Source organism: Modestobacter sp. VKM Ac-2977, assembly GCF_026968045.1.
Lineage (GTDB): Bacteria > Actinomycetota > Actinomycetes > Mycobacteriales > Geodermatophilaceae > Modestobacter.
The window spans coordinates 1,492,765-1,517,731 of sequence record NZ_JAPVBQ010000001.1; the positions used below are offsets into that span (position 1 = coordinate 1,492,765).

General features: G+C 75.5%; 22 protein-coding genes. 9 read left to right on the forward strand and 13 right to left on the reverse strand.

The features are described 5' to 3' along the window. Nucleotides 1-426 (reverse strand): hypothetical protein, encoded by a 426-nt coding sequence (locus tag O2V63_RS07265; RefSeq protein ID WP_269166860.1) that lies wholly within the window; start codon nt 424-426, stop codon nt 1-3. A 101-nt stretch (nt 427-527) separates the two neighbouring features. On the opposite strand from O2V63_RS07265, the gene O2V63_RS07270 reads away from it, so the two are divergent. Together O2V63_RS07270 and O2V63_RS07275 are read left to right on the forward strand one after the other, a co-directional pair. Continuing rightward, the gene (locus O2V63_RS07270) at nt 528-2,045 is read left to right on the forward strand and encodes a Mur ligase family protein (RefSeq protein ID WP_269166861.1); all 1,518 of its coding nucleotides are present in this window, start codon (nt 528-530) and stop codon (nt 2,043-2,045) included. 43 nt (nt 2,046-2,088) lie between these two features. Further along, on the forward strand, nt 2,089-3,300 hold the full coding sequence (locus O2V63_RS07275) for an MFS transporter (protein WP_269166862.1): 1,212 nt from the start codon (nt 2,089-2,091) through the stop codon (nt 3,298-3,300). Nucleotides 3,301-3,381: 81 nt separating this feature from the next. Here O2V63_RS07275 and O2V63_RS07280 read toward each other — a convergent pair whose 3' ends face one another. The 4 genes from O2V63_RS07280 to O2V63_RS07295 all read right to left on the reverse strand — a co-directional run bounded on the left by O2V63_RS07280 (nt 3,382) and on the right by O2V63_RS07295 (nt 5,617). Continuing rightward, the gene (locus O2V63_RS07280; RefSeq protein ID WP_269166863.1) at nt 3,382-3,585 is read right to left on the reverse strand and encodes a hypothetical protein; all 204 of its coding nucleotides are present in this window, start codon (nt 3,583-3,585) and stop codon (nt 3,382-3,384) included. Between the two features lie 14 nt (nt 3,586-3,599). Continuing rightward, on the reverse strand, nt 3,600-4,127 hold the full coding sequence (locus O2V63_RS07285) for a hypothetical protein (protein WP_269166864.1): 528 nt from the start codon (nt 4,125-4,127) through the stop codon (nt 3,600-3,602). Nucleotides 4,128-4,145: 18 nt separating this feature from the next. Continuing rightward, nucleotides 4,146-4,310 carry a hypothetical protein gene (locus tag O2V63_RS07290; RefSeq protein WP_269166865.1) on the reverse strand — a complete coding sequence of 55 codons (165 nt, stop codon included), beginning with the start codon at nt 4,308-4,310 and terminating at the stop codon, nt 4,146-4,148. Between the two features lie 311 nt (nt 4,311-4,621). Then, nucleotides 4,622-5,617, reverse strand: a complete 996-nt coding sequence (locus tag O2V63_RS07295; protein ID WP_269166866.1) for a helix-turn-helix domain-containing protein — start codon at nt 5,615-5,617, stop codon at nt 4,622-4,624. A gap of 200 nt (nt 5,618-5,817) precedes the next feature. Between O2V63_RS07295 and O2V63_RS07300 the strand changes: the two genes are divergently transcribed. After that, nucleotides 5,818-6,639, forward strand: a complete 822-nt coding sequence (locus O2V63_RS07300) for an alpha/beta fold hydrolase (protein WP_269166867.1) — start codon at nt 5,818-5,820, stop codon at nt 6,637-6,639. 116 nt (nt 6,640-6,755) lie between these two features. Here the strand turns inward: O2V63_RS07300 and malQ are convergent, their stop codons facing one another. From malQ to hrpB, 5 genes are read right to left on the reverse strand one after another with little or no spacing between them, the layout of a single operon-like run. Next, a complete protein-coding gene (gene malQ, locus O2V63_RS07305) occupies nt 6,756-8,684 on the reverse strand; it encodes a 4-alpha-glucanotransferase (protein ID WP_269166868.1) in 1,929 nt (642 codons plus the stop codon). Nucleotides 8,685-8,694: 10 nt separating this feature from the next. Continuing rightward, nucleotides 8,695-9,972 (reverse strand): MFS transporter, encoded by a 1,278-nt coding sequence (locus O2V63_RS07310; protein ID WP_269166869.1) that lies wholly within the window; start codon nt 9,970-9,972, stop codon nt 8,695-8,697. Then, nucleotides 9,969-10,568 carry a TetR/AcrR family transcriptional regulator gene (locus O2V63_RS07315; RefSeq protein WP_269166870.1) on the reverse strand — a complete coding sequence of 200 codons (600 nt, stop codon included), beginning with the start codon at nt 10,566-10,568 and terminating at the stop codon, nt 9,969-9,971. Before O2V63_RS07315 ends, O2V63_RS07310 begins: the two co-directional genes overlap by 4 nt. Next, on the reverse strand, nt 10,565-11,134 hold the full coding sequence (locus O2V63_RS07320) for a sugar O-acetyltransferase (protein ID WP_269166871.1): 570 nt from the start codon (nt 11,132-11,134) through the stop codon (nt 10,565-10,567). Before O2V63_RS07320 ends, O2V63_RS07315 begins: the two co-directional genes overlap by 4 nt. A gap of 40 nt (nt 11,135-11,174) precedes the next feature. After that, on the reverse strand, nt 11,175-13,652 hold the full coding sequence (gene hrpB / locus O2V63_RS07325) for an ATP-dependent helicase HrpB (RefSeq protein WP_269166872.1): 2,478 nt from the start codon (nt 13,650-13,652) through the stop codon (nt 11,175-11,177). 107 nt (nt 13,653-13,759) lie between these two features. Here hrpB and O2V63_RS07330 point away from each other — a divergent pair, with 107 nt between their 5' ends. The 6 genes from O2V63_RS07330 (at nt 13,760) to O2V63_RS07355 (ending at nt 22,457) form a co-directional block, all read left to right on the forward strand. Further along, nucleotides 13,760-15,847: an elongation factor G-like protein EF-G2 gene (locus O2V63_RS07330; RefSeq protein ID WP_269166873.1), complete on the forward strand. Its 2,088-nt coding sequence runs from the start codon at nt 13,760-13,762 to the stop codon at nt 15,845-15,847. Between the two features lie 44 nt (nt 15,848-15,891). Next, nucleotides 15,892-17,556, forward strand: a complete 1,665-nt coding sequence (locus tag O2V63_RS07335; RefSeq protein WP_269166874.1) for an SLC13 family permease — start codon at nt 15,892-15,894, stop codon at nt 17,554-17,556. Between the two features lie 119 nt (nt 17,557-17,675). Further along, a complete protein-coding gene (locus tag O2V63_RS07340) occupies nt 17,676-18,881 on the forward strand; it encodes a cation:proton antiporter domain-containing protein (protein ID WP_269166875.1) in 1,206 nt (401 codons plus the stop codon). A gap of 47 nt (nt 18,882-18,928) precedes the next feature. Further along, nucleotides 18,929-19,978 carry a TIGR03885 family FMN-dependent LLM class oxidoreductase gene (locus O2V63_RS07345; RefSeq protein WP_269166876.1) on the forward strand — a complete coding sequence of 350 codons (1,050 nt, stop codon included), beginning with the start codon at nt 18,929-18,931 and terminating at the stop codon, nt 19,976-19,978. 10 nt (nt 19,979-19,988) lie between these two features. Continuing rightward, a complete protein-coding gene (locus tag O2V63_RS07350) occupies nt 19,989-21,668 on the forward strand; it encodes an alpha-amylase family protein (protein WP_269166877.1) in 1,680 nt (559 codons plus the stop codon). A 156-nt stretch (nt 21,669-21,824) separates the two neighbouring features. Continuing rightward, the gene (locus tag O2V63_RS07355) at nt 21,825-22,457 is read left to right on the forward strand and encodes a hypothetical protein (protein ID WP_269166878.1); all 633 of its coding nucleotides are present in this window, start codon (nt 21,825-21,827) and stop codon (nt 22,455-22,457) included. 81 nt (nt 22,458-22,538) lie between these two features. On the opposite strand, the gene O2V63_RS07360 is transcribed toward O2V63_RS07355, so the two are convergent. From O2V63_RS07360 to O2V63_RS07370, 3 genes are all read right to left on the reverse strand, one after another. Beyond that, entirely contained in the window at nt 22,539-23,285 is a 747-nt protein-coding gene (locus O2V63_RS07360; protein ID WP_269166879.1) for an ANTAR domain-containing protein, read from the reverse strand. Nucleotides 23,286-23,363: 78 nt separating this feature from the next. Beyond that, nucleotides 23,364-24,131, reverse strand: coding sequence for a sulfite exporter TauE/SafE family protein (locus O2V63_RS07365; protein WP_269166880.1), 768 nt, complete (start codon nt 24,129-24,131; stop codon nt 23,364-23,366). Further along, complete coding sequence (locus tag O2V63_RS07370; protein ID WP_269166881.1) at nt 24,128-24,916, reverse strand: sulfite exporter TauE/SafE family protein; 789 nt, start codon at nt 24,914-24,916, stop codon at nt 24,128-24,130. Before O2V63_RS07370 ends, O2V63_RS07365 begins: the two co-directional genes overlap by 4 nt. Between the last annotated feature and the right edge of the window lie 51 nt (nt 24,917-24,967).

The window sequence follows — 24,967 nt, forward strand, 5'->3', positions numbered from 1 at the left end:
TCAGGCGGTGGCCCCGGCGTGGGTGAGCACGGCTGCGTACTGGTCGGGTGACAGCCACGACGGGTTGCTCCCCGCGGGCATCCGCAGCACCTCGGCCGCACGGGTCGCCGGATCGGCCAGCAGCTCGGCCCGGTCGACCGGGTGGGCCAGCCGGGTCCACCGGACGGCGACCGCCGGCCCGCCCGGGGCGGCGTCGTCCACCGGCCCGGCCAGCTCGCCCAGGGCGTGCACCCCGGGCCGGTCGCGGCCGCTGACCCACAACAGACACGGCTGGCCCGGCGCCATGAGGCCCAGCCGGTAGGAGGGCCGCACGCACCGGTCCAGCACCGCAGCGTCACCCGGCCGCCACCGGGGGGCCAGGGCCTCGGGCGGCCGGTTGCTCTTGAGCACCCAGCAGGCGACGTCGACGGCGGTCAGCTGCGGCACGGCCCGAGCCAACCAGCCGCGCGGCGCGTCGGCGACAGGACGGTCGTGCGCCACCGGATCTCGCACTGCCGGGTACGCGCCGCTGGCCTACCGTCGACCGGGTGTCGCTCCCCGCGGTCCCCTGGGCTGCTGTCGAGTCCCGTGCCCGCAGCGTGGCCACCGGTCCCGTCGTCCGCTCCGGTGGCGCCGACGACCTGCTGGTGCGCGACCTGGTCACCGACTCGCGGGCGGTGACCCCCGGCTGCCTGTTCGCCTGCGTCCGCGGGGCGCGCAGCGACGGCCACCGGTTCGCCGAGGCCGCCCTGGCCGCCGGGGCTGCGGCGCTCCTCGTCGACCGGTTGCTGCCGCTGGACGCACCGCAGCTGCTGGTGCCGTCGGTCCGCGCGCTGCTCGGGCCGCTGGGCGCCCTGCTGACCGGCGACCCCGCCGAGCACCTGCGGCTGGTCGGCGTGACCGGGAGCAACGGCAAGACGACGACCAGCACGCTGGTGCGCGGCGTGCTCGAGGCCGCCGGTGAGTGCGCCGGAGTGGTCACCACACTCGGCGCACGGGTGGCCGGTCAGACCCGCGGCACCCGGCTGACCACCCCCGAGGCGCCGGAGCTGCACGGGCTGCTGCGCTGGATGCTCGACGCGGGCGCCACCAGCGCGGTGGTGGAGGCCTCCTCCATCGCCCTGGACGTCGGCCGGGTCGACGCCGTGCACGTCGAGGTGGCGGTCTTCACCGGCTTCGAGGAGGACCACCTCGACCACCACGGCACGATCGAGCAGTACTGGGCGAGCAAGGCGCTGCTGTTCACCCCCGAGCGCACCGACAGCGCCGTCGTCGTGGTGGACGACCCGTGGGGCCGTCGGCTGGCCGACCAGGCGCGGGTGCCGGTGACCCGGGTGTCCACCCGGCCGGAGGTGCCCGCCGACGTCCGGGTGCTGGGCTGGCGCACCGGCGTCGACGGCACCAGCGTGGTCGTCGAGGACGACGGCGGGCGGCACTGGATCTGCTCGCCGCTGGTCGGCCGGGTGCACGTGGGCAACATCGCCGCAGCCTGGGCGACCGGCCGCTCGCTCGGGCTGGCGCCGGAGACCATCGCCGCGGGCCTCGCCGCGACCGCGGCACCGGCGGGGCGCAACACCCTGCTGCGCGAGCCGGGTGGGCCGCTCGTCATCGTCGACTACGCCCACACCCCTCGGGCGCTGGCCGCCGCGGTGCAGACCGCCCGCGACCTCACCGGGCCCGGCGGGGAGGTGCACCTGGTGCTGGGCGCCCGCGGCCGCCGCGACCGGTATAAGCGCCAGGGGCTCGGTGTCTCCGCCCGCGCCGCCGACACCGTGTGGCTGACCAACGAGGGCAGCCACGGTGAGCGGCCCGAGGCGATCGTCGAGGAGCTGCGGGTCGGGCTGATCGGCAGCAGCGCGGTCGTGCACACCGTGCTCGACCGCCGGGCGGCGATCACCGCTGCGGTGGAGGCCGCCGGGAGCCGGGACGTGGTGCTCGTCGTCGGCCGCGGCCACGAGACCACGCTGACCGACGACGGCGCCCCGGTGCCCTTCGACGACGCCCAGGTGGCGCAGGAGGCGTTGGACTCCCGGGCCGAGGAACTGGTGGCCGAGCAGGCCTCCTGACCCCGCTGCGGGTGGCGCGCCGCACACGGGCAGGCTCCCGGGCGTGACGACGGGGGAGTGGCCGGGCCACCGGGCCGGTGAGCCGGGCTTCCGGCGGGCGGCCACCGCCGTGTTCCTCGCCGGGATCGCCGTGTTCGTCAGCCTGTACGCACCGCAGGCCCTGCTGCCGGAGTTCAGCCGCTCCTTCGAGGTGACCCCGGCGGCCTCGACGCTGGTCATCTCGGTGAGCACCGCCGCGCTCGCCGTGGGGCTGCTGGTGCTCGGGCCGCTGTCGGACCGCCGCGGCCGCACCGGCATCCTGCACGCCAGCCTGGCCGCCGCCGCGCTGCTCGCGGTGCTGATCGCGCTGGCGCCGGGGTGGGAGGCGCTGCTGGTGCTCCGCGGGCTGCAGGGCTTCGCCCTGGCCGGGCTGCCCGCCGTGGCGGTGGCCTACCTGCGCGAGGAGTTGCACCCGGCGATGAGCTCGCGCGCGATCGGGCTCTACGTCAGCGGCACCGCGATCGGTGGCCTGTCCGGCCGGCTGCTCACCGGCGTGCTGACCGAACTGGGCGGCTGGCGGACGGCGCTGGGCGGTGCGGCGGTGGTCGCCGTCGCCTGTGCGGTCGCCGTCCGGCTGCTGCTGCCCCCGGCCCGCCGGTTCACCCCGCTCTCCCGGCAGGGCAGGTTGCTGCGCCAGCTGGGCTCGGCGTTCACCGACCCGGCGTTGCTCGCGCTCTACGGGCTGGCCGCGCTGCTCATGGGCGGCTTCGTCGCCGTCTACAACGCCGGCACGTTCCGGCTGGAGTCCGCGCCCTACTCGCTGACGCCCGCGGTGGCCGGGCTGGTGTTCCTGGCGTACCTGCTGGGTTCGGCGAGTTCGCCGACCGCCGGCTGGCTGGCCGACCGGATGGGCCGGCGGGTGGTGGTGCCGGGAGCGGTGGCGCTGATGGCGGCGGGCATCGCACTGACCCTGCCGACGCCGTTGTGGTGCGTCGTCCTGGGGTTGTGCGTGCTGACCGTCGGGTTCTTCGCCGCCCACGGCGTGGCCAGTGGCTGGGTGGCGGCACGGGCCCAGCTGGGCGGCCGGCCGGTCGGGCAGGCGGCCTCGCTCTACTCGTTCTGGTACTACGTCGGCTCGTCGGTGGGCGGCACGCTGGCCGGCCGGGCCTGGCAGGACGCCGGCTGGCCCGGGGTCGCACTGCTCGCCGGTGGCTGCGCGCTCGCGGCCCTGGTGCTCACCGGCGCGCTCGGCCGCACCCGCTCCCTGCAGCCCTGACCGGACGCGACGAGGGCGGCGCCCCGGGGGTTCCCGGGTGCGCCGCCCTCGTCGGAGCTGGTCGGCTCGGGCCTCGGTGACTCAGCCCTCGGTGGCGTCGTGCTCGTAGGCGCCGGCCGGGTTCGCGTCGTCGGACTGCACCGCCTGGCGCTCCAGTTCGGTGCGGTGCTCGAGCGCTTCGTCGGACAGGTGCGGGTCCTTGGCGTGCTCGCTGCGGTCCCGGGGGGCCGACTCCTCAGGGGTCATCACATCATCGAGCGTCGGTTCGTCGTGCGGGCTGGTCATCGCGTCCTCCGCTCTCATGGCCCGGCGGTTCCGGGCGGCGTCCACTCCTCGGTATCCCAGGTCGGCGTCCCCTCAAACCGGCGCAGCTCGGGCGGCTGCGGCGGCCGGGCCGACGCCGGCAGGAGCTGGATCGGTGGGGGCGGTGGTGTGCCGGCGGGGGGCAGCTCCACGACCTCGTCACCGACGTGCACCCGGGTCGGCGTGGAGGGGGCCAGCCCGGCCGGCGGCTCGATCAACGTCGTGTAGGCGGCCACGTCATTGGTCATCACGTCGACGGAGCCCGGGGGCGACGTGGCGTCCTGCAGCGGGCCGAACGTCAGCGTGAGCTCGCCCTCGGACACCCGTGCGGTGCGGGGCAGGCTGGGGTGGCTGCTGCTTCCCCAGGTGGTCACCCCGAGGACGGCGCCGTCCTCGACCCACCGGATGCCGAGGCTCGGGTACGGCTGCCCGGGGTGTGGGGGAGCGCTGAGCACCGGGATGCGCCCGCCGTCCGGCCGGCCCTGGGCCCGGATCACCACCGGTTCCGCCTGCTCGTCCGTCATGCGGCGCACCTTAGGGCCTCAGCCCTGTTCCAACTGTCCTGCGGGGAGCCAGGCCTCCACCAGCACCGGGCCGTGCGCACCGACGACGGTGTAGGCGACCCGGCCGTGCCAGCCGTCCTCCCGCTGCCGCCACTCGACCAGCAGCCCCGGCCAGGTGCCCGGCGCGTCGGGCGGGTCGTGCACCCAGCAGTGCCGTCCGTGGCCGCCGGCCGGCCGGCGAACGGCGTCGGCCGGTGCGGCGGGCCCGGGCGGTGGCCCAGATGGCGGTGGCCCAGATGGCGGTGGCCCGGACGGCGGGGGCCCGGACGGCGATGATGCGGGGAGTCCGGACCGGGCCGCGCGGTCGGCCAACGAGCCGGCGTGCCGCCCCCGCTGCATCCCCCCGGCCACCCGGACATCCTCGCACGCTGATCGAACACGCGTTCGAAGCATGCCGGACCACCGTCGACTGACAGCTGAGCGGGCTTCCCGGCCCCGGGATCCCCGCTCAGCTGTCACTCGACGTCGGCGCGGGCGCGGGCGCCGGCACCGGGGGACGTCATCGGGGGTGGTCGCTGGTCGCGCCACTCCCGGGGCGTCGTCCCGAAGGCCGCCCGGAACCGGCGGCTGAAGTGCGACGGGTCGCTGAACCCCCATGACCGGGCGACCGCGGCGATCGGCCGGCCGCCGGGCCGCGCCAGCTCGGCCCGCGCGCCCTCCAGGCGCTGGTCGATGACCCACTGCTCCGGGCTGAACCCGGCTGCCGAGCACAGCCGGTAGAGCTGGCGGACGCTGATCGCGTGCTCGGCCGCGATCCGGGCGGCGTCGAGGTCAGGGTCGGTCAGGTGCTGGTCGACCCAGGTGCGGATCCGGGCCAGCAGGGTCTTGCCCGGCACGGCGCAGGTGGTGCCGTCTGCATCCGCCGCGGAGACGACCAGGGCCCGCGCCAGCTCCACGGTGGCCACGGACAGCGCCGGCCACCCCGGGTCTGCGCTCAGCCTCTCGGCGTCCCGGGTCACCTGGGTGACGTGCGCCCGGACCAGCTCGTACAGCGGGCTGTCCGCCACGTGCGGTGCCGCCCGGCGCACGACGTCCACCGAGAGCCCGAGCCGGGCGACCGGGATCTGCAGGGCCCGGCCCGCGCCCTCGGTGTCCCCCCAGGAGAAGGAGTAGGGGGAGGTCACGTCGGTGACCGCGAGGGTGCCGGGCGGCAGGGCACGTCGCCGGCCGCCCTGCTCGTGCCGGCCGGTGCCGTGTTCCTGGACGTAGAACGACACCACCGGCGGGGCGTCCGGCGGCGTCCGGCGGCGGCTGACGGCCAGGGGGCCCACCACGTCGGCGCGCAGCACCGGCAGGCCGCCGAGCTGCCAGGCGTCCAGGCGCACCTGCACCGGTGCCGTGGGCTCGCGCAGCCACACCCGAGAGCTCATCCCGGCCTGCAGCCGCGCGACGACGGCGGCCGGACGGCGGTCGGCGCCGGTGAGCTGCCGGCTGTCCAGGAGCGTGACCATCGCGCCTCCCCGTGCGGGTGGTCGGCGACGCTGCCGCGAGCACCGACATCCTGCCGCCCCGACCGATTGCGGGGAAGGGCGTCGGGGCCGGGTGGTCGGCACGCAGGGGCCAGCACCGGGCGCCGAGGGCACAGTCCCGCGGCGGCGTCGTCCCTAGCGTGCTCAGCGCCAACACCCGCAGCACCCACGGAGGAGACGCCATGCCCGTCCTGGCCCACGACGGCATCGAGACCTACTACAAGGACTGGGGGACCGGTCAGCCGATCGTGTTCAGCCACGGCTGGCCGCTGTCGTCGGACGACTGGGACGCCCAGCTGATGTTCTTCGTGCAGCACGGGTTCCGGGTGATCGCCCACGACCGCCGCGGCCACGGCCGCTCCACCCAGACCAGCGACGGCCACGACATGGACCACTACGCCGACGACCTGGCGGCGCTCACCGCCCACCTGGACCTGCGCGACGCGGTGCACGTGGGCCACTCGACCGGTGGCGGCGAGGTGGCCCACTACATCGCCCGGCACGGCCAGGACCGGGTCGCCAAGGCGGTGCTGATCAGCGCGGTGCCGCCGATCATGGTGCAGACCGACGCCAACCCCGGCGGGCTGCCCAAGAGCGTCTTCGACGGCATCCAGGAGCAGGTGGCCACCAACCGGGCGCAGTTCTACCGCGACCTGCCGGCCACCGCGTTCTACGGCTTCAACCGGCCGGGCGTGGAGCCGGTCGAGGGGCTGATCCAGAACTGGTGGCGCCAGGGGATGATGGGCGGCGCCAAGGCCCACCACGACGGCGTCGTCGCCTTCTCCCAGACCGACTTCACCGACGACCTGAAGAAGATCACCGTCCCGGTCCTGGTGATGCACGGTGACGACGACCAGGTCGTGCCCTACGCGGACTCGGCGCCGCTGTCGGTCGAGCTGCTGCCGAACGGGACGCTGAAGACCTACGCCGGCTTCCCGCACGGCATGCCGACCACCGAGGCGGCCACGATCAACGCCGACCTGCTGGAGTTCATCCGGAGCTGACGGCGGCCGGGGTGAGTACCGGCACCCCGGCGGTGATCACCACGGGCTGGTGGCTGCCTCGCGATGGCGCAGGCAGCCACCAGCCCGGTCTCGCCCCACGACGCGGGGCGCCATGCTCACCTGTGCTTGGTGCGGGTGCTCCGGCCGGTGCTCTTGCTCCGCTTGCCGCTCTTGACCTTGCCCTTGGTGGTGACCGGGTGCAGCCCGGCGCCCAGCACGCCCGCGACGGCTTGGACGCCGGGGTGCGCGGCCAGCTCCTCGGTGGGCACCGGCAGCGGCAGGCACCAGTTGGGCCGGTCGTTCGCGCCGGGCATGTTGGGCCGGCGCTCCTCGGCGAGCGCGTCGTCCAGCGTCGCCGACAGCAGGGTCGACGGCGCGGTGGCCAGCTGCCGGTGGGCTGCCTCGACCGCTTCGGCCGGGTCGGCGCCCTCGGGGACGAAGTCCAGGTGCCCGAGCAGCGACGTGCGGCCGCGCAGCAGCTCCTCCTCGGTGCCCAGCCCGCGTTCCCGCTGCTCGGCCAGGTCGGAGCCGGTCCACAGCCCGGCGACCGTCGGCAGGTCGTGGGTGGTGATCGCGGCCATCGCCTCGGCGGGCCACTTCGCGGGCTCGTCGTCCTCGAACCACAGCAGCCGGTAGGACAGGATCCCGTGCTCGGCCATCGCCTCCCGGACGCCGTCCTCCACGGTGCCCAGGTCCTCGCCGACGACGATCGCCTGTGCCCGGTGGCTCTCCAGAGCGACGATGTCCAGCAGGTCCTCGTGCGGGTAGCGGACGTACGCGCCCTCGGCCGCGCTGCCGTCCGAGGGCACCCACCACAGCCGGAACAGGCCCATCACGTGGTCGACCCGCAGGCCGCCCGCACCGGCCATCGTGGCCCGGATCGACTGGATGAACGGCTCGTAGTCGGCGGCCTGCAGCCGCCAGGGCACCAGGGGCGGGGAGCCCCAGTCCTGGCCCTGGCTGTTGAACGCGTCCGGCGGGGCGCCGACGCTCACGCCCTGGGCCAGCACGTCCTGCCAGGCCCAGGCGTCCGCGCCACCGCCGGCGACCCCGATCGGCAGGTCCTGGATCACGGTGGTGCCCTCGGTGGCCGCCCGCAGCTGGACGTCGAGCAGCCACTGCAGCCAGGCGTGGAAGGCGATCTCCCGGTCGTGGGCGGCCACGAAGTCGGCCACGGCGGCGCCGCGGGGGTCGCGGAGCGGCTCGGGCCAGGTGTGCCAGTCCGGGCCGTGCTCGTCGGCGATCGCGCACCAGGTCGCCCAGTCCATCAGTGGCTGACCTTCGTGCCACCACCAGTCGCGGAAGGGCCCCTCGTCGACCCCGGCGTCGAAGACCCGCTGGAGCACCCGGCGCTTGAGCGCCCAGATGGCGTCGCGGTCGATGAGCTCGCCGTCGTTGAGGGCCCGGCCGGCGTCGGCCTCGATGTCGACGGCGTCGGCGCCGGGCACCTCGGCGATCCGCAGGTAGACCGGGTTGCGGAAGCGGCGGGTGGCCGGCAGGTAGGGGCTGTCCTCCTGGGCCGGGGTCGGGGCGACCGCGTGCAGCGGGTTGACCAGCACGAAGCCCGCGCCCTGCGCCTGGGCGAACTCGCGCACGGTGCGCAGGTCGCCGAGGTCGCCGATGCCCCAGCTCTCGCGCCCGCGGGTGGCGTACAGCTGCACAGCCCAGCCCCAGGCGCGCCAGCCCTCCGGCAGCCAGCAGCGCCCGGGGGAGACGATCAGCCGCCGCTCCCGGCCGTCGGGGGTGCGCAGCCGGTGGTAGCCGAGCGGGAAGTCCTCGGGGAGCTCGCCGTCGACCTGCCGGGTCTGTCCGTCCTCGCACTCGACGTCGGCGCGGTCGACCTCCAGGGCGTCCCCGGGCCGTGCCACGATCGGCGCGCGGTCGAGGAGGTCCTCGGGCGGGGTGCCGATCACCTCCCGCAGCCGGTCGATGGTCGGCTGCGAGATCGTGTGTTCCTCGTCGAGGGCGTCGAGCCAGCTGGCGTCGATGCCCCATGCGTCCGTCGTCGGGGCGCCGGTCACGGGGGTCGGGGCGGAGCTCGTCACCCCCCGATCCTCACCGGTCGGGGCCGGCTCTGCCGAGTGGGGTGGCTGCGGAGGTGGTCACACCCGGTCCGCCGGCGTCCTGGCCGGCGGGCGGTGCCGTCCCGGCCGGGGGGCGGAGCGAGCCGGCGACCAGCACGGCCACGCCCAGCAGGACGGCGACGACGGTCAGCGCGCGCAGCACGGTCACCTGCTGTCCGAGCAGCCCGATCAGCGGCGGCCCGGCCAGGAAGGCGCAGTAGCCGATGGAGGCGACGACGCTGACCCGGGCGGCTGCCCGCGCCGGGTCGTCGGCCGCGGCGCTCATCCCGGTCGGGAAGCCGAGCGAGGCGCCGGCACCCCAGAGCAGGGCGCCGAGGAAGGCGACCGGCGGGGACCCGAACACGAACAGCAGCAGGCCGACGACGGCCAGCCCGGCCAGCAGCCGGATCACCGGGACCCGGCCGTACCGGTCCAGCAGCGAGCCGCCGAACCAGCGGGCCAGGGTCATCGCGGTGAGGAACAGCGCGAAGCCCAGCGTGCCGGTCGTCTCCGACGTGCCGTGGTCGTCGATCAGCGCCACCGCCAGCCAGTCGTTGGCGGTGCCCTCGGCGAAGGAGAAGGCCAGCACGACCACCCCGATCACCAGCGTGCGCGGCTCCCGCCAGGCGGCCAGCGCACTGAACCGCTCGGCCGGGACCCCGTCGGGGTCGGTGTCGACGTCGGGGACGAACCCCCGCGTGGTGAGCGGCACGACCACCGCGACCAGCACGGCGACCCCGGCCAGGTGGACCGGCACCGGCACGTCGAGGGCGACCATCGCCGTCCCCAGCAGCGCCCCGATGACCGTGCCCAGGCTGAAGCCGGCGTGGAAGCGGGACATGACGACCCGGCCCAGGTGCCGCTCGACGACGGCGCCCTGGACGTTCATCCCGACGTCCCAGGCGCCGTTGGACAGGCCCATGACGAACAGCCCGGCCGTCAGCACGGTCACCGAGGTGACCGAGCCGATGGCGATGACGCCCGTCGCCGCGGCGAGCACGAGCGCCATCACGATCACCGTCGCGCGAGAGCCGATCCGCCCGATCAGGGTGCCGGCCAGCGGCAGGGCGATCACCGACCCGGCGGCGATGGCCAGCAGCACCAGGCCCAGCGCGGCCGGGTCGAGGTCGAGCCGGTCGCGGACCTGCGGGATCCGGCTGGCCCAGCTGGCGAAGGCGAACCCCGCGCCGATGAAGGCGACGTAGACCGCCCGCATGGCCGTGGTCACCTGGGCCGGGTCGGGTGACCGGCGGACGTCGGTGCTGGTCAACGCGGGATCTCCTGGGAGTCGGTGGGCCGCACGGCCCGGGCGATGATCTCGTGGGTCTCGGCGCGGGAGACCGGTCGGGTGGAGAGGACCTTGTGCATGACCAGGCCCTCGACCAGCGCGTCGAGCCCCCGTGAGGTGGTCGGGTCGACGAACCGCTCGAGCACTCCGCGGCTGCGGCGCATCCACGACTCGGTGACCGACCGCAGCGCCGGGTCGCGCAGCGCAGCGAGGAAGAGCTCGTAGGCCACCGCCCAGTCGCGGTCGTCGGCGTCGGCATCGGCGTGCACCAGCTCGGTGACGGCGTCGACGACGTCCGCGGTGCTGGCGACCTCGGCGAAGTGCGCCTCGTACTTGACCGCCATCCGCTCGGCGTGCAGGGCGAAGGCCTGCGCGCGCAGGTCCTCCAGGCCGGTGAAGTGGTAGGTCAGCGAGCCCAGCGGGACGTCGGCGGCCGCGGCGATCAGCCGGTGGGTGGTGCCGGCGACGCCGTGCTCGGCGATGACGTTCACGGTCGCCTCGACGATCCGCGCCGCCCGGTCGGGGTCGTGCCGCCGCATCGGCCGGTCGCCCGTCTCGGAGTCGGGGGCCTGGCTCACGGGAGCGGTCGGACGACCCGGGCCGGGCTGCCGACCGCGACGACGTCGGCGGGCAGGTCCCGGGTGACCACCGAGCCGGCGCCGACCACCGTGTTGGCGCCGATCGTGACGCCGGGGCAGACGATCACGCCGCCGCCGAGCCAGACGTTGTCCTCGATGACGATCGGCTCGGCGGACTCCCACTTGGCCCGGCGCGGGCCGGCCTGGACCGGGTGGGTCGCGGTGAGCAGCTGCACGCCCGGCCCCATCTGCACGTCGTCGCCGATGGTGATCCGGGCGACGTCGAGGCAGACCAGCCCGAAGTTGGCGAAGGTCCGGGCACCGACCGTGGTCTGGTGGCCGTAGTCGCAGTGGAACGGTGCGCGGATCTCACTGCCCGGGCCGAAGGCGCCGAGCAGCTCCTCGAGCACGGCCCGCCGGGCTGCGCCGTCGGTGGGGTCCATCGTGTTGTAGCGGTGGGTGAGCGACTGCGCCCGGGTGCTCTCCGCCGCCAGCTGCGGGTCGTCGGCGATGTAGGGGTCGCCGGCCAGCATCCGGTCGCGCATGGAGCGCAGGTCGTCCGTCATGTGTACGAGCGTACACATCCTTGTGTACATCTGTACACAGTCAGGTCCCGCGGGGCTTGGCCCGGCGCGTCGGGACGGCGTTGGCCGGGGCCTCCGGCCACGGGTGCCGGGGGTAGCGGCCGCGCAGCTCGCTGCGGACCGCCGGGTACCCGGTGACCCAGAAGCCGGCCAGGTCCGCGGTCGTCGCGACCACCCGGGACGCGGGGGAGAGCAGCTGCAGGCGCAGCGGCCGGCCGGCCACCACCGGTGCTGCCGCCCAGCCGAACACCTCCTGCACCCGCACCGACAGGGTCGGCACCGTGGGATCGGCGTAGTCGACCCGCACGTTCGAGCCGGTGGGCACCTCGACCCGTTCGGGCACCAGCTCGTCCAGCCGCCCGGCCAGCTGCCAGGGCAGCAGCCCGCGCAACGCGGCGACCAGGTCGACCCGGGCGAGGTCCCGGCGGCTGCGGGCGCCGGACAGCGCCGCCCCGTCGGCCAGCGCGGCGAGCAGCGACTCGTCGTCCACCGCCGGCCACGGCTCACCCAGCCCGGCGTGCGCGGCGGCCAGCCGTTCGCGCAGCGCCCGGGCGGCCGGCGTCCAGGTCAGCAGGGTCAGCCCGTCCCGGCGCAGGCCCTCGGCGAGCGCCGCGGTCACCGCCGCCGGGTCCGGGTCGGGCAGCGGACGCTCGGTGAGCACGATCGCGCCCAGCCGCTCGACCCGGGCCGCCCGGACGTCGCCGTCCCGCCAGGTCACCTCCGGTCCGTCGGTGTGCGCGGCCGCACCTGCCGCCAGGGCGGTCGCCTCGTCCATCGCGACCGCGGCGCGCACCCGGGCGTCGCGCCGCCCCGGCGCGCGGTCGGCGGCGGCCACGGCCAGCCAGCCGGCGCCGGACAGCGCGGTGCCGGGCGCCAGCTCCGCACCCGTGCCGGCGGCCAGCAGGTAGGTGCGTTCGGTGCCGGGACGGCGGCGGGCCAGCCACTCCGGGTGCGCCAGCCCGACGAGCAGCCCGGCGGCGGCGTCGTCCGGCAGGCCCGTGTCCGGAGCCGCCGGCGCCGCCCGGGTCAGCCGGGCCACCTCCTCCCGCCAGCGGGCGGCCGGTCCGCCGGACTGACCGCGCAACGCCCGCCACTCGGCGACCAGGTCGTCGGAGCGCGGCGCGACGTCACCCGACAGCAGCGCCACGACCTCCGCTGCGCGCCGCCGGCCCACCTGCGCGGCGCCGTCGAGCAGCGCCCGGGCCAGCCGCGGGTGCGCCCCGACCGCGGTCAGCGCCCGGCCGCGCGGGGTGACCCGGCCGTCGTCGTCCACCGCGCCCAGCTGGCGCAGCGTCGACCGGGCGACGGTGAACGCGGCCGCCGGCGGTGCGTCCGGCAGCGCCAGGCCGGCGCCGTCCGGGGCGCCCCAGACCGCCAGCTCCAGCGCCAGCCCGGTCAGGTCGGCCAGGGCGATCTCCGGTTCGGCCGCCGCGGGCAGCCGGTCGTGCTCGGCGGCCGACCACAGCCGGTACACCCGCCCGGGCGCCTCCCGCCCCGCGCGGCCGGCCCGCTGCACCGCCGAGGCGCGGGAGACCCGGACCGTGACCAGCGCGCCCATCCCGCGGGCCACGTCGAACCGCGGCACCCGCGCCAGGCCGGCGTCGACCACGTTGCGCACCCCGGGCACGGTCAGGCTGGTCTCGGCGACGTCGGTGGACAGCACCACCCGGCGCCGGGGGCCCGGGGCGAGCGCGGCGTCCTGCTGGTCGGCCGGCAACCGGCCGTGCAGCGGCCGGACGTCGGCGTCCACCCCGCTCAGCAGCCCGGCGACCCGGCCGATCTCGGCGGCGCCGGGGAGGAAGACCAGCACGTCGCCCGGGCCCTCGGCCAGCGCCCGGCGCACGGTGTCGGCGACCGCGGCCAGCAGCCGCGGGTCCACGGACGAACCGTGCGGCGGGGCGACCGGTGGGCTCGGCGGGCACCAGACCGGCTCGACGTGGTGCAGCGAGCCCGTCGCCTCGACGACCGGCGCACCGCCCATCAGCCCGGACAGCCGGTCGGTCGCGGCGGTCGCCGACATGGCCAGCAGTTCCAGCTCCGGGCGCAGCGCGGCCCGGACGTCGAGGGTGAAGGCCAGTGCGAGGTCGGTGTCCAGCTGCCTTTCGTGGCACTCGTCGAGCACCACGGCCGACACCCCGGGCAGCTCCGGGTCGGCCTGCAGCCGGCGGACGAGCAGGCCGGTGGTGACCACCTCGACGCGGGTCGCATCGCTGCGCCGGCTGTCACCGCGCACGCTGTAGCCCACCGAACGGCCCACCGGCTCGCCCAGCAGCGACGCCATCCGCCGGGCCGCGGCCCGGGCGGCCACCCGCCGGGGCTCGGCCACCAGCACCCGGCCGGGCAGCCGGCCGGCCAGCGCCAGCGGCACCAGCGTGGTCTTGCCCGTGCCCGGCGGGGCGACCAGCACGGCGGCACCGGCGGCGGTCATCGCCGCGTCGAGGGCGGGCAGCACCGAGCGGACCGGCAGGTCGGTCCCGGGCGTCCCCGACGGCGGCAGCACGCCGGCCAGTCTCGTCTGGAGGGCGCACCCGACACGCCAGGCCCTTGTCCGGGTCCGCCTCCAGGGGCCAGGGTGGGCACCTGGGACGACGACGTCCGGAGGTCTGCGTGGCGACGCACAGCGGCAGCAGCAACCGAACCGGCGTGGGTGCACCGGCGCCCCGCCCGCCCGAGCAGGTGCGCAACGTGGCGCTGGTCGGCCGCGCCGGCGCCGGCAAGACCACCCTGGCCGAGGCGCTGCTGGCGGCCGCCGGTGCGTTGCCCCGCGCCGGCCGGGTGGAGGAGGGCACCACCTGCCTGGACACCGAGGAGGTGGAGGTCCGGCTCCAGCACTCGGTCTCGCTGGCCGCGGCCACCGTCGAGCACGCCGGCCACCGGGTCACCCTGCTGGACACCCCCGGTGCGCCGGACTTCGTCGGTGAGCTGCGGGCCGCGCTGCGGGCCGCTGACGCCGCGCTGGTGGTCGTCTCCGCCGTGGCCGGGGTGGACGCCGGCACCGTGCAGCTGTGGGACGAGTGCGCCGCCGTCGGGCTGCCGCGGGCGGTCGTGGTCACCCAGGTCGACCGGCCGCGGGCCGACGTCCCCGCCGTCGTGCGCAGCTGCCGGGAGCTGTTCGGCGCCGGGGTGCACCCGTTGCACGTGCTGGGCGACGACGGCGCGCTCACCTCCCTGCTGGAACCACGGCCCGGGAACCCCGAGCGCGACCGACTGCGCGCCGAGCTGATCGAGGGGGTGATCGCGGAGAGCGAGGACGAGACGCTGATGGACCGCTACCTCGCCGGTGAGCCGATCGGGGTCGCCGACCTGGTCGCCGACCTGGAGACGGCGGTGGCCCGCGGTGACTTCCACCCGGTGCTGTGCGCGGCGCCGCCCACCGGGCTCGGGGTGGCCGAGCTGCTGGACGTGCTGGTGAGCGCCTTCCCCTCGCCGCTGGAGCGCCCGTGCCCAGCGGTCGCCCGGCCGGACGGCCGGCCGGCCGGGCACGTGGGCTGCGACCCGGCCGGTCCGCTCGTGGCCGAGGTGGTGAAGACGACGACGACCGACCCCTACCTCGGCCGGGTCTCGCTCGTACGGGTCTTCTCCGGCACCCTGCGCCCCGACGTCCCGGTGCACGTGGGCAGCCACGGCTCCGGCTGGGGGGAGCAGCACCCCGACCACGACGCCGACGAGCGGGTCGGCGGCCTCGCCAGTGTGCTGGGCAGCGTGCTGCGGCCGGTCGCCGAGTGCCCGGCCGGCGACCTGTGCGCGGTGGCCCGGCTGAGCAGCGCGGAGACCGGGGACACCCTCTCCGACCCGGAGCACCCGCTGGTGGTGCGGCCCTGGCCGCTGCCGGACCCGCAGCTGCCGGTGGCCGTCGAGGCGGCCTCGCGCAGCGACGAGGACCGGCTCGCCGGTGCGCTCACCCGGCTGGCCGTCGAGGACCCGGCCGTGCGGGTGGAACGGCGGCCGGACACCGGGCAGCTGCTGCTGTGGTGCGTGGGCGACGCGCACGCGGACGTGCTCCTGGACCGGCTGCGCGGCCGGTACGGGGTCGCCGTGCAGACGCCGCCGGTGCAGGTGCCGATGGTCGAGACGCTCGCCGGTCCGGCCACCGTGACCGGGCGGCACGTCAAGCAGTCCGGCGGGCACGGGCAGTACGCGGTCGTCGTCCTCGAGGGGCGGCCGGGTGCGGCCGGGTCCGGGGTGACCTTCAGCCAGCGGGTGGTCGGCGGAGCGGTGCCCACCCAGTTCCACGCCAGTGTGGAGAAGGGGGTCCGCGCCCAGGCCGCCCGCGGGATCAGCGGGAACCGCCCGCTGGTCGACGTGGAGGTCGTCCTCGTCGACGGCAAGGCGCACTCCGTCGACTCCTCCGACGCGGCGTTCTCCGCCGCCGGCGCGCTGGCGCTGCGGGAGCTCGCCGCCGCGGCCGGCACCCGGGTGCTGGAGCCCTGGTGCGCCGTGGAGGTGACGGTCCCCGCCGAGCACGTCGGCCCGGTGCTCGGCGACCTCGCCGGGCGGCGGGCCCGGGTCACCGGGAGCGTCGCCGACCCCGCGCGCGAGGGGACGACGGTGCACGCCGAGGTGCCGGAGCGGGAGCTGATCACCTACCCGCGTGCGCTGCGGTCGGTGTCGCACGGCACCGGCCGGTTCACCCGGCGTCCGCTGGGCCACGAACCGGCTCCGGCCGCCGTCGTCGCCGACCTGCAACCGGCCTGACCCGGGCCGGCGGCACCGGTCGAGCGTCGAGGAGAGGACCCACCGTGGCACGACGGGCAGACCAGCAGCAGGCACCGGCGGCGGAGGTGACCGACCGCAGCCGGCCCGCCACCGGCCGGGGTGGGGAGCAGGTGAACGTCACCGACACGTCGGTCCCGCCCGGCCGCCAGTGGGCGGGCCGGATCGGCGGACCGGTCGCCGCGCTGGTCGTCTACTTCCTGCTCCGGCAGGACGACGCCCTGAGCACGGCCGGCCGGACGACGGCGGCGGTCGGCGTCCTGCTCGCCGTCTGGTGGATGACCGAGGCGCTCCCGCTGCCGGCGACGGCGCTGGTGCCGATCGTGGCCTTCCCGCTGCTGGGCGTGCTGACGGTGGAGGAGGCGACCGCGCCCTACGCGAACCCCAACATCTTCCTGTTCATGGGCGGCTTCATGATCGCCCTGGCCATGCAGAAGTGGGAGCTGCACCGGCGGATCGCGCTGCTCACCGTCCGGGCGGTCGGCACCAAGCCGCCCCGGCTGATCGCCGGCTTCATGCTCGCCACCGCCTTCCTCAGCATGTGGGTGAGCAACACCGCGACCACGGTGCTGATGCTCCCGATCGGGCTGAGCGTGCTGATGCTGGTGCTGGACCGGGTGGCCGCGGGCAGCGTCGACGCCGAGGCCGTCGACGCGGCCACCGACGACGACACCGACGGCGGCGGCCCGGCGGTCACCGAGCTCATCCAGGACTCCGACACCCGGAACTTCGCCGTCGCCCTGATGCTGGGCATCGCCTACGCGGCCAGCATCGGCTCGCTGGCCACGCTGATCGGCACCCCGCCCAACCTCATCCTCGCCGCCTTCGTGGAGCAGAACTACGACATCGAGCTGGGCTTCGGCGAGTGGATGCTGATGGGCCTGCCGCTGGCCGCGGTCTTCCTGGTGCTCGCCTGGCTGGTGCTCACCAAGGTGGCCTTCCGGTCCGGGCTGCGCGACATCCCGGGCGGGAAGCGGGTGATCCAGTCCGAGATCGAGAAGCTCGGCTCGATGTCCCGGGGCGAGTGGACCGTGCTGGTGGTGTTCGTGACCACCGCCCTGCTGTGGGTGTTCCGCCAGCCGCTGACCGGCTGGACGGCGCTCACCGACGTGCTGCCGTTCGTGGCCAACCTCGACGACGCCGCCATCGCCATCGCCGCCGCCGTCGCGCTGTTCCTCATCCCGGTCAAGGCCCGGGAGGGCGTCTCCGCACTGGACTGGCAGCAGGCGCAGAAGCTGCCCTGGGGCGTCCTGCTGCTCTTCGGCGGGGGTCTGAGCCTGGCCGCCGCGGTGCAGGCGAGCGGGCTGGACGAGTACGTGGGCAACCAGGTGGGCGCGGTGGGGACGCTGCCGGCCATCCTCCTGGTGGTCGTCACTGCCGGAGTCGTCCTGCTGCTCACCGAGGTGACCAGCAACACGGCGACGGCGGCGGCCTTCTTGCCGGTCCTGGGCGGGGTCGCCCTCGGGCTCGACCTCTTCCCGCTGGTGCTGCTGGTGCCCGCTGCCCTGGCCGCCACCTGCGCGTTCATGCTCCCGGTGGCCACCCCGCCCAACGCGATCGTGTTCGGCTCCGGCTACGTCACGATCGGGCAGATGATCCGCGCCGGGGCGATCCTCAACGTGATCGGCATCGTGCTGATCACCGCCGCGGTCTACTTCCTCGGAGGCATCGCCCTGGGCATCACCTTCTGAGCTCGCGCCGGGCGAGCGGCCGGACGGTGTTTCCCGGCCGCCGGTCGTTGGGCACGGTGCGCCGGGGCACGTGACCGGCGCGTCGTCCCACGCCAGCCGAGCCGGGCGAGGAGGGCACCGTGGAGGACCTGCACCTGGGGTACGCGCTGGTCGGCAGCCTGGCGGTGGCCCTGGCCGCGCTGTCCAGCAAGATGCGCGACCTGCCGTTCAGCGAGCCGTTGCTGGCGCTGCTGCTCGGGGTGGTCGTCGGCCCGCAGGTCCTCGGGCTGGTCGAGGTGAGCGACGCGCTCCGCACGCCGCTGGTGCACGAGATGGCCCGGGTGCTGCTGGCGATCTCACTGATCGGGGTCGCGCTGCGCTTCCCGGTGCGCCGGCTGCGCCCGGTGATCACCCCGACGACGGTGCTGGTGACGGTGGGGATGCTCGGGATGGCCGCGCTCTCGGCCGGGCTGGCCTGGCTGGTGCTCGGCGTCCCGCTGGCGCTGGCCGTGCTCATCGGTGTCTGCATCACGCCGACCGACCCGGTGCTCGCCTCCAGCGTGGTCACCGGGAAGCCGGCCGAGGAGCACCTCCCGGCCCGCACCCGGCAGTTGCTGTCGGAGGAGTCGGGCGCGAACGACGGGCTGGCCCTGCCGTTGGTACTGCTCGGGATCGCCCTCGTGCTCGGGGACTCGCTCGGGCACGCCGCCCTCGACGGCCTCTACCAGGTCGTCGTCGCCGTCGTCATCGGGATCGTGGTCGGCCTGGTCGCCGGCCGCGCCATGAGCTTCGCGCAGAGCCGCTCCGACGTCGACGAGGGCCCGTCGCTGATCTTCACCCTGGTGCTGGCGGTCGCGGTGCTCGGCATCGCCCGGGTCGCCAACTCCGACGGCATCCTGTCGGTGTTCGTCGCGGGGCTCGCCTACAACTTCGCCGTCGCCCAGGACGAGGTCGGCCCGCAGAACACCATCGACGAGGGCGTGAACCGGTACGTGGTGCTCCCGTTGTTCCTGCTGCTCGGCGTCCTGCTGCCCTGGTCGGAGTGGGCCGAGCTCGGCTGGGCAGCCGTGGTGCTGCCGGTGGCCGTCCTGCTGCTGCGGCGCCTGCCCGTGCTGCTGGCGCTGGCCCGCCCGCTGGGGCTGAAGCTGCGGGACGCGGTCTTCCTGGGCTGGTTCGGGCCGATCGGCGTCAGCGCGCTCTTCTACCTGACCCTCAGCGAGGAGCACGGCGTGACCGACCCCCGGCTGTGGGCGGCCGGCACGCTGGTGGTCGCGGCGAGCACGCTCGCGCACGGGGTCAGCTCCGCGCCCGGCCGCCGGCTGTACCGCCGGGCCGCAGGCACCTGACCGGCGCTCGCCGTGCGGTTGATCACCACTGACGGTAGGCATGCGCCATGACGGTGATCGGCTTCCACAACTCCCACGAGCAGGTGCACCCCAGCGACCTGCTCCGCGCGGTGCAGCACGCCGAGCAGGTGGGCTTCACCGCCGCCATGTGCTCCGACCACCTCGAGCCCTGGAACCCCCGGCAGGGTCAGTCCGGTTTCGCCTGGTCCTGGCTGGGCGCGGCGCTGGCCACCACCGGGCTGCCCTTCGGGGCGGTCAACGCCCCCGGCCAGCGGTACCACCCGGTGATCGTGGCCCAGGCGATCGCCACCCTGGGCGCGATGTTCCCCGGCCGGTTCTGGGTCGCGCTCGGCTCCGGTGAGGCGATGAACGAGCACGTCACCGGGCACGTCTGGCCGCGCAAGGAGCTGCGCGACGCCCGGCTGCGCGAGTGCGTCGACATCATCCGCGCGCTGCTGGCCGGGGAGGAGGTCAGCCACGACGGGCTGGTCACCGTCGACCGGGCGCGCATCTGGACGCTGCCGGAGCAGCAGCCGGCGCTCATCGCCCCGGCCGTCTCGGCGCGGACCGCCGCCCGGCACGCGGAGTGGGCCGACGGGCTGGTCACCATCAACCAGCCGCACGACGTGCTGCGCGAGGTCATCGCCGCCTACCGGGACGCCGGCGGGCAGGGCCCGCTCACCATCCAGGTGCACGTCTCCTACGACCCCGACCCGGAGCAGGCCACCGCGATCGCGCACGACCAGTGGCGCAGCAACGTCTTCCCGCCGCCGCTGTGCTGGGACCTGGACACGACCGAGGCCTTCGACCTGGCCAGTCAGCACGTGCGGCCCGAGGACATGGGGACGAGCGTGCGCATCTCCAGCGACCTCGGCCAGCACGCGGCCTGGCTCGCCGAGTACGTCGACCTCGGGTTCGACCAGGTGTACCTGCACCACGTGGGCAAGGAGCAGCTGCCGTTCCTGGACGCCTTCGGTGAGCACGTGCTGCCCCAGCTGGACGTCACCGCACCGGCCCCCGCGGTGGCGATCGACCCGCCCGGCCCACCCCAGCCCCGCCGTCCGGCGCAGGCGCCCGAGCCCGCCGTCCTGGACTGAGGAGAGACCGATGCGGATCACCGACACGTCGGACCTGTGGTGGAAGAACGCCGTCGTCTACTGCCTGGACGTCGAGACGTACATGGACTGGGACGCCGACGGGGTCGGGGACCTCGAGGGGCTGGCCCAGCGCCTGGACCACCTGGCCGACCTGGGCATCACCTGCCTGTGGCTGATGCCCTTCTACCCGACCGCCGGCCGCGACGACGGCTACGACATCACCGACTACTACGCGGTCGACCCCCGGCTGGGCACCCTCGGTGACCTGGTCGAGGTGATCCGGACGGCGAAGGACCGCGGCATGCGGGTCATCGCCGATCTGGTCGTCAACCACACCTCCGACCAGCACCCGTGGTTCCAGTCGGCCAAGGCCGGCAAGGACTCCCCGTACCGCGACTTCTACGTCTGGCGGGGCGACGAGCCGCCGGACACCAGCGACCAGGTGGTCTTCCCCGACGCCGAGGAAGGCATCTGGACGCAGAGCCGGGAGACGGGGGAGTGGTACATGCACCGCTTCTACGCCGAGCAGCCCGACCTGGACGTCACCAACCCCCGGGTGCGCGACGAGATCGCCAAGATCATGGGCTTCTGGCTGGAGCTGGGCCTCTCCGGCTTCCGGGTCGACGCGGTCCCGTTCCTGCTGGAGAAGACCGGCGTGGACGACGACTCCGCCGCGCACTTCCCCGACCCGCACGCCTACCTGCGCGCGCTGCGCGCGTTCCTCGGCCGGCGGACCGGCTCCGGCGTGCTGCTGGGCGAGGTGAACCTGCCGTTCGAGCAGCAGGCCGAGTTCTTCGGCGGGCAGGACGGCGACGAGCTGACCGTGCAGTTCGACTTCAACACCATGCAGCAGATGTACCTCTCCCTCGCCCGCGCCGACGCCGGTCCGCTCGCCGCCTCGCTGGCCGCCCGCCCGGGGATCGCCCCGGACAGCCAGTGGGGCACGTTCGTCCGCAACCACGACGAGCTGACCCTGGACAAGCTGAACGACGACGAGCGGGCCGAGGTGTTCGCCGCCTTCGGCCCGGAGGAGGAGATGCAGGTCTACGACCGGGGCCTGATCCGCCGGCTGCCGCCGATGCTGGCCGGCGACCCGCGGCGGGTCCGGATGGTCTACAGCCTGCTGTTCTCCCTCCCCGGCACCCCGGTGCTGTTCTACGGCGAGGAGATCGGGATGGGGGAGGACCTCTCGGCCGGCAGCCGGTTGTCGGTGCGCACCCCGATGCAGTGGACCGGCGGGGCCAACGGCGGCTTCTCCGAGGCGCCGGCCGACCAGCTGACCCGGCCGGTCGTCGACGGCGGCTACGCCCCCGAGTTCGTCAACGTCGCCGACCAGCGCCGTGACCCGGACTCGCTGCTGTCGTTCATGAAGCTGCTCATCCGGCGCTACCGCGAGTCCCCGGAGCTCGGCTGGGGCGGCTTCCAGCTGGTGGACCAGCCGCACGCCGCCGTCCTGGCGCACCTGTGCACCTGGGACGACGGGGCGCTGCTGGCCGTGCACAACCTCGGCCCGGACCCCCTGTCGGTGCCGCTCACGGTGCCCGGCTGCGGAGCCGGTCACCGGCTCGAGGACCTGCTCACCGCCGGCGGCGAGCAGCTCGCGGAGGACGGTTCGGTCGAGCTGGCGCTGGAGGGCTACGGGTACCGCTGGCTGCGCGTGGTCGCGGAGGACAGCCGGCGGCTGCTGTAACTGACGCTGTGCCGGCGGAGCTGACGCTGTGACCCCGGGGGACCACGGTGGGTCACTCCCCGCCGGTGTCCCGCGCGTCCCGCGCGCCACACCCGAGCACCTGCGCCGCTTCGTCGCAGGGCACACCTAGCGTCCGCACCCGAGGTGATCACACAGATGAGCGACGAGCAGGACGTGCTGGCGGCCGGACCGGTCGAGCAGGACGGACGACGGACGGACACCGGGTCGACGGCGGCGGTGGTGCCCGGCCAGCGGACGCAGGGCGAGCCGGGACCGGCCGTGCCGGAGACCCCGGACGAGGCGCCCCAGGGCGCGCCGGTCGAGGCGGCTGCCGCGGCGGAGCCGGAGCAGCGGGAGGAATCGGCCACCGAACCACCGGCTCCTCCCCACCCGACCGCTCCGGTCGGCTTCCGGCCCCGGCCGCGACTGCCCCGGCGCGGCGGACCGATGGTGCGGATGGGCCCCTGGGCGCCGGTGGCCGGCGCCGGGATCGGCCTGCTGCTCGGTCTCATCGTGGTGCTGTTCCTGGCGCCGGCGGTGGACACCTTCGACCAGCGGCTGTCCCTGGTGTTCGTCGTCCTCGGGCTGACGCTGCTGGGCGCAGGCGGCACCCTCCTGGCCGACGAGGTGCGGCTGCTCCGCCGCGGCGCCCAGGCCGCCGAGGTGCGGGCCTCGAACGCGGGGGTGATCGCCGGCCTGCTCAACGGTCTCACCCCGGCCCGGCTGCTGATCACCGCCAGCGCGTTCGTGCTGCTGCTGAGCGCCTACGTCACCAACGGCGGGGTCTGAGGCAGGTCGCTGCCGCCGGTCAGCTCTGCCCCCGCTGACCGGCTCGGCTCTCGCCCAGGTCGGGCGCTCCGGCCGGACCGCTCAGGAACTGGTGCCCGCGGTCCGCAGCTCGGCCAGGGACAGCCGACCGGTCACGAGGTCGTCGGCGAGGTCGTCCACGACCCGGCCGGTGCTGAAGGCGTGCGCCCGGAGCACGGCCAGGGCGTCGGCGGTGTCCAGCCCCAGGGCCACGTTCACCATGCCGGTCGCCTGCCAGACCCGGGCGCGGCTGGCGGCGTCCGGCCCGTCCCACCAGCCGCGTTGCGCCCCCGTCGCCGGGGCGCTGGCCACGGTGGCCGCCATCGCCCGGGTCAGCGCCTCGGTCACCTGTACGACGTCGTCCCGGTCGGTGGCCGGCAGTGCGGCCGGCTCTCGCACCCAGAGGTCGAGGACGACCAGGGGCCCCAGCGGCGGTGGCAGTGGCACCGACAGGACGCCGCGGAACGGCGTCTCGCCGACCAGCGAGGCGTGCAGCTCCGGCCAGTTCCGGGCGATGTCCGCCGCGTCGAAGGCGATGACGCGGCCGTCGTCGTGCGCGCGCAGGCACGGGCCGGCCCCGTGGGTGAACTGCAGGCGCTCGGCCAGGGAGGCGGCCGGGTCGCTCGCGCCGATCGGCATCCGCCGGCCGTGCACGTCGTGGACGCTCAGCCCCGCGCCGTCGATCGGGAGGGCGGCGACGCACGCCTGGGTGAGCCGGACCGCGAGCAGCTCCGGCCCCCGCAGCTCGGGCGGGGGCAGTTGACCCAGTGCGGCGGCGAACCGCTGGGCCGCAGGGCTGGTGCCGGTCATGACGACTCCTGTCCGAGGGGTGCGGGCGGCGCACCGCCAGCCTGGCGCCCGCAGCCACGGCGCACCACCGGGGAGCGGTCAGCCGAAGGCGTCGAGCCCGAGGTGGACGGCGAGGGCCAGCCCGGCGACCGCGATCAGCCGGCGCAGCAGCGTCTGGGGCACCCGGCGGACCACCCGCGGGCCGAGCCGGCCGCCGAGCAGGAAGCCGATCGCCAGGGGGAGGGCGGCCAGCCAGGCGACGTCGGCGAAGAAGGCGTAGCCCACCGCGGCCACCCCGTTGGCCAGCCCCAGGACGACGTTCTTCAGTGCGTTGCTGCGCGGCACGCCCTCGCCGGTGACCAGCAGGTACATCGCCAGCAGCACGACGCCGGCGGCAGCTCCGAAGTAGCCGGCGTAGACGGAGGCCCCGAAGGTGCCCAGCACCAGGCCCCAATGGTCGCGGTGCCGCTGCCCGGCCGCCGCCCCCTCGGCGGCCAGCTGCCGGGGCGGGCGCTGGACGAGGATGGCGACCGAGGCCCCGGCGATCAGGAAGGGCACCAGCCGCTCGAAGGCCGTCGCCGGGGTGAGCAGCAGCAGCACCGCACCGGCGACGCCACCGAGCAGCCCGGCGGCCCCCAGCCGGACCAGCCGGTCCCGTTGGCCGGTCAGCTCCGGCCGGGACGCGCTCACCGCGCCGACGCCGCTGAGCACCAGCGCCACGGTGTTGGTCACGTTGGCCGCCACCGGCGACAGGCCCGTGGCCAGCAGCGCGGGGTAGCTGATCAGGGACGCCAGCCCGGCGATGCTGCCGATCAGCCCGGCACCCAGCCCGGCCAGCACCAGGAGCCCGAACTCCAGGACGCTCATCGGCGCAGCAGCACCCAGATCGCGATCAGCCCGAGGACCACGATCGCCGTCCGCAGCAGCGCAGCGGGCAGCCGTCGTCCGAACGTCGACCCGACGTACCCGCCCACCAGCGCACCGCCGGCCACCAGAGCGGCCGCGCGCCAGTCGATCCGCTCCGTCGCCACGACCACGTAGGCCAGCGCCGCCACCGCGTTGACGGCGAGGGTCAGCACGTTCTTGATGGCGTTGAGCCGCTGCAACGGCTCGCGGAGCAGCAACCCGAAGATGCCGATCTGCAGCACCCCCTGGCTGGCGGCGAAGTAGCCGCCGTAGGTGCCGGTCACGTAGGCGCCGGCGAACAGCCCGGCCAGCCGGCCGGGACCGATCCCCTGCTCCTCCTCGACGGTGCCCGCCCGGGCACGGCGCGCGGCCAGCCGGCGTTGCAGCAGCGGCTGGACGGCGACCAGCACGACGGCCAGCCCCACCAGCGCCGGCACGATCGCCTCGAACGCCGAGGCGGGCAGGTGCAGGAGCAGGAACGCGCCGGTGAGGGCGCCGAGCACCGACGCCGGGAGCAGCTGCAGCAGCAGTCGGCGCTGACCGTGCAGCTCCCGGCGGTAGCCGATCGCGCCGGTCAGGTTGCCGGGGACCAGGCCCAGGGAGTTGGTGATGGTCGCGGTCACCGGCGGCAGCCCGACGGCCAGCAGCACGGGGAAGGTGACCAGCGTGCCGGAGCCGACGACGGCGTTGATGCCGCCGGCGGCCAGCCCGGCGGCGGCCACCGCGACCATCTCCCACGCCGTCATGCCCGCATCGCCGCGAGGGTGTCACAGCGGCCTCGTGTGAGCCCGCGCACG

Excerpts from the sequence above, each read along its gene's own strand:
- O2V63_RS07280 (WP_269166863.1), bottom strand. The coding sequence starts at position 3,585 with ATGACCAGCCCGCACGACGAACCGACGCTCGATGATGTGATGACCCCT.
- O2V63_RS07285 (WP_269166864.1), bottom strand. The coding sequence starts at position 4,127 with ATGACGGACGAGCAGGCGGAACCGGTGGTGATCCGGGCCCAGGGCCGG.
- O2V63_RS07295 (WP_269166866.1), bottom strand. The coding sequence starts at position 5,617 with ATGGTCACGCTCCTGGACAGCCGGCAGCTCACCGGCGCCGACCGCCGT.
- O2V63_RS07300 (WP_269166867.1), top strand. The coding sequence starts at position 5,818 with ATGCCCGTCCTGGCCCACGACGGCATCGAGACCTACTACAAGGACTGG.
- O2V63_RS07320 (WP_269166871.1), bottom strand. The coding sequence starts at position 11,134 with ATGACGGACGACCTGCGCTCCATGCGCGACCGGATGCTGGCCGGCGAC.
- O2V63_RS07345 (WP_269166876.1), top strand. The coding sequence starts at position 18,929 with ATGACGGTGATCGGCTTCCACAACTCCCACGAGCAGGTGCACCCCAGC.
- O2V63_RS07350 (WP_269166877.1), top strand. The coding sequence starts at position 19,989 with ATGCGGATCACCGACACGTCGGACCTGTGGTGGAAGAACGCCGTCGTC.
- O2V63_RS07355 (WP_269166878.1), top strand. The coding sequence starts at position 21,825 with ATGAGCGACGAGCAGGACGTGCTGGCGGCCGGACCGGTCGAGCAGGAC.
- O2V63_RS07360 (WP_269166879.1), bottom strand. The coding sequence starts at position 23,285 with ATGACCGGCACCAGCCCTGCGGCCCAGCGGTTCGCCGCCGCACTGGGT.
- O2V63_RS07365 (WP_269166880.1), bottom strand. The coding sequence starts at position 24,131 with ATGAGCGTCCTGGAGTTCGGGCTCCTGGTGCTGGCCGGGCTGGGTGCC.
- O2V63_RS07370 (WP_269166881.1), bottom strand. The coding sequence starts at position 24,916 with ATGACGGCGTGGGAGATGGTCGCGGTGGCCGCCGCCGGGCTGGCCGCC.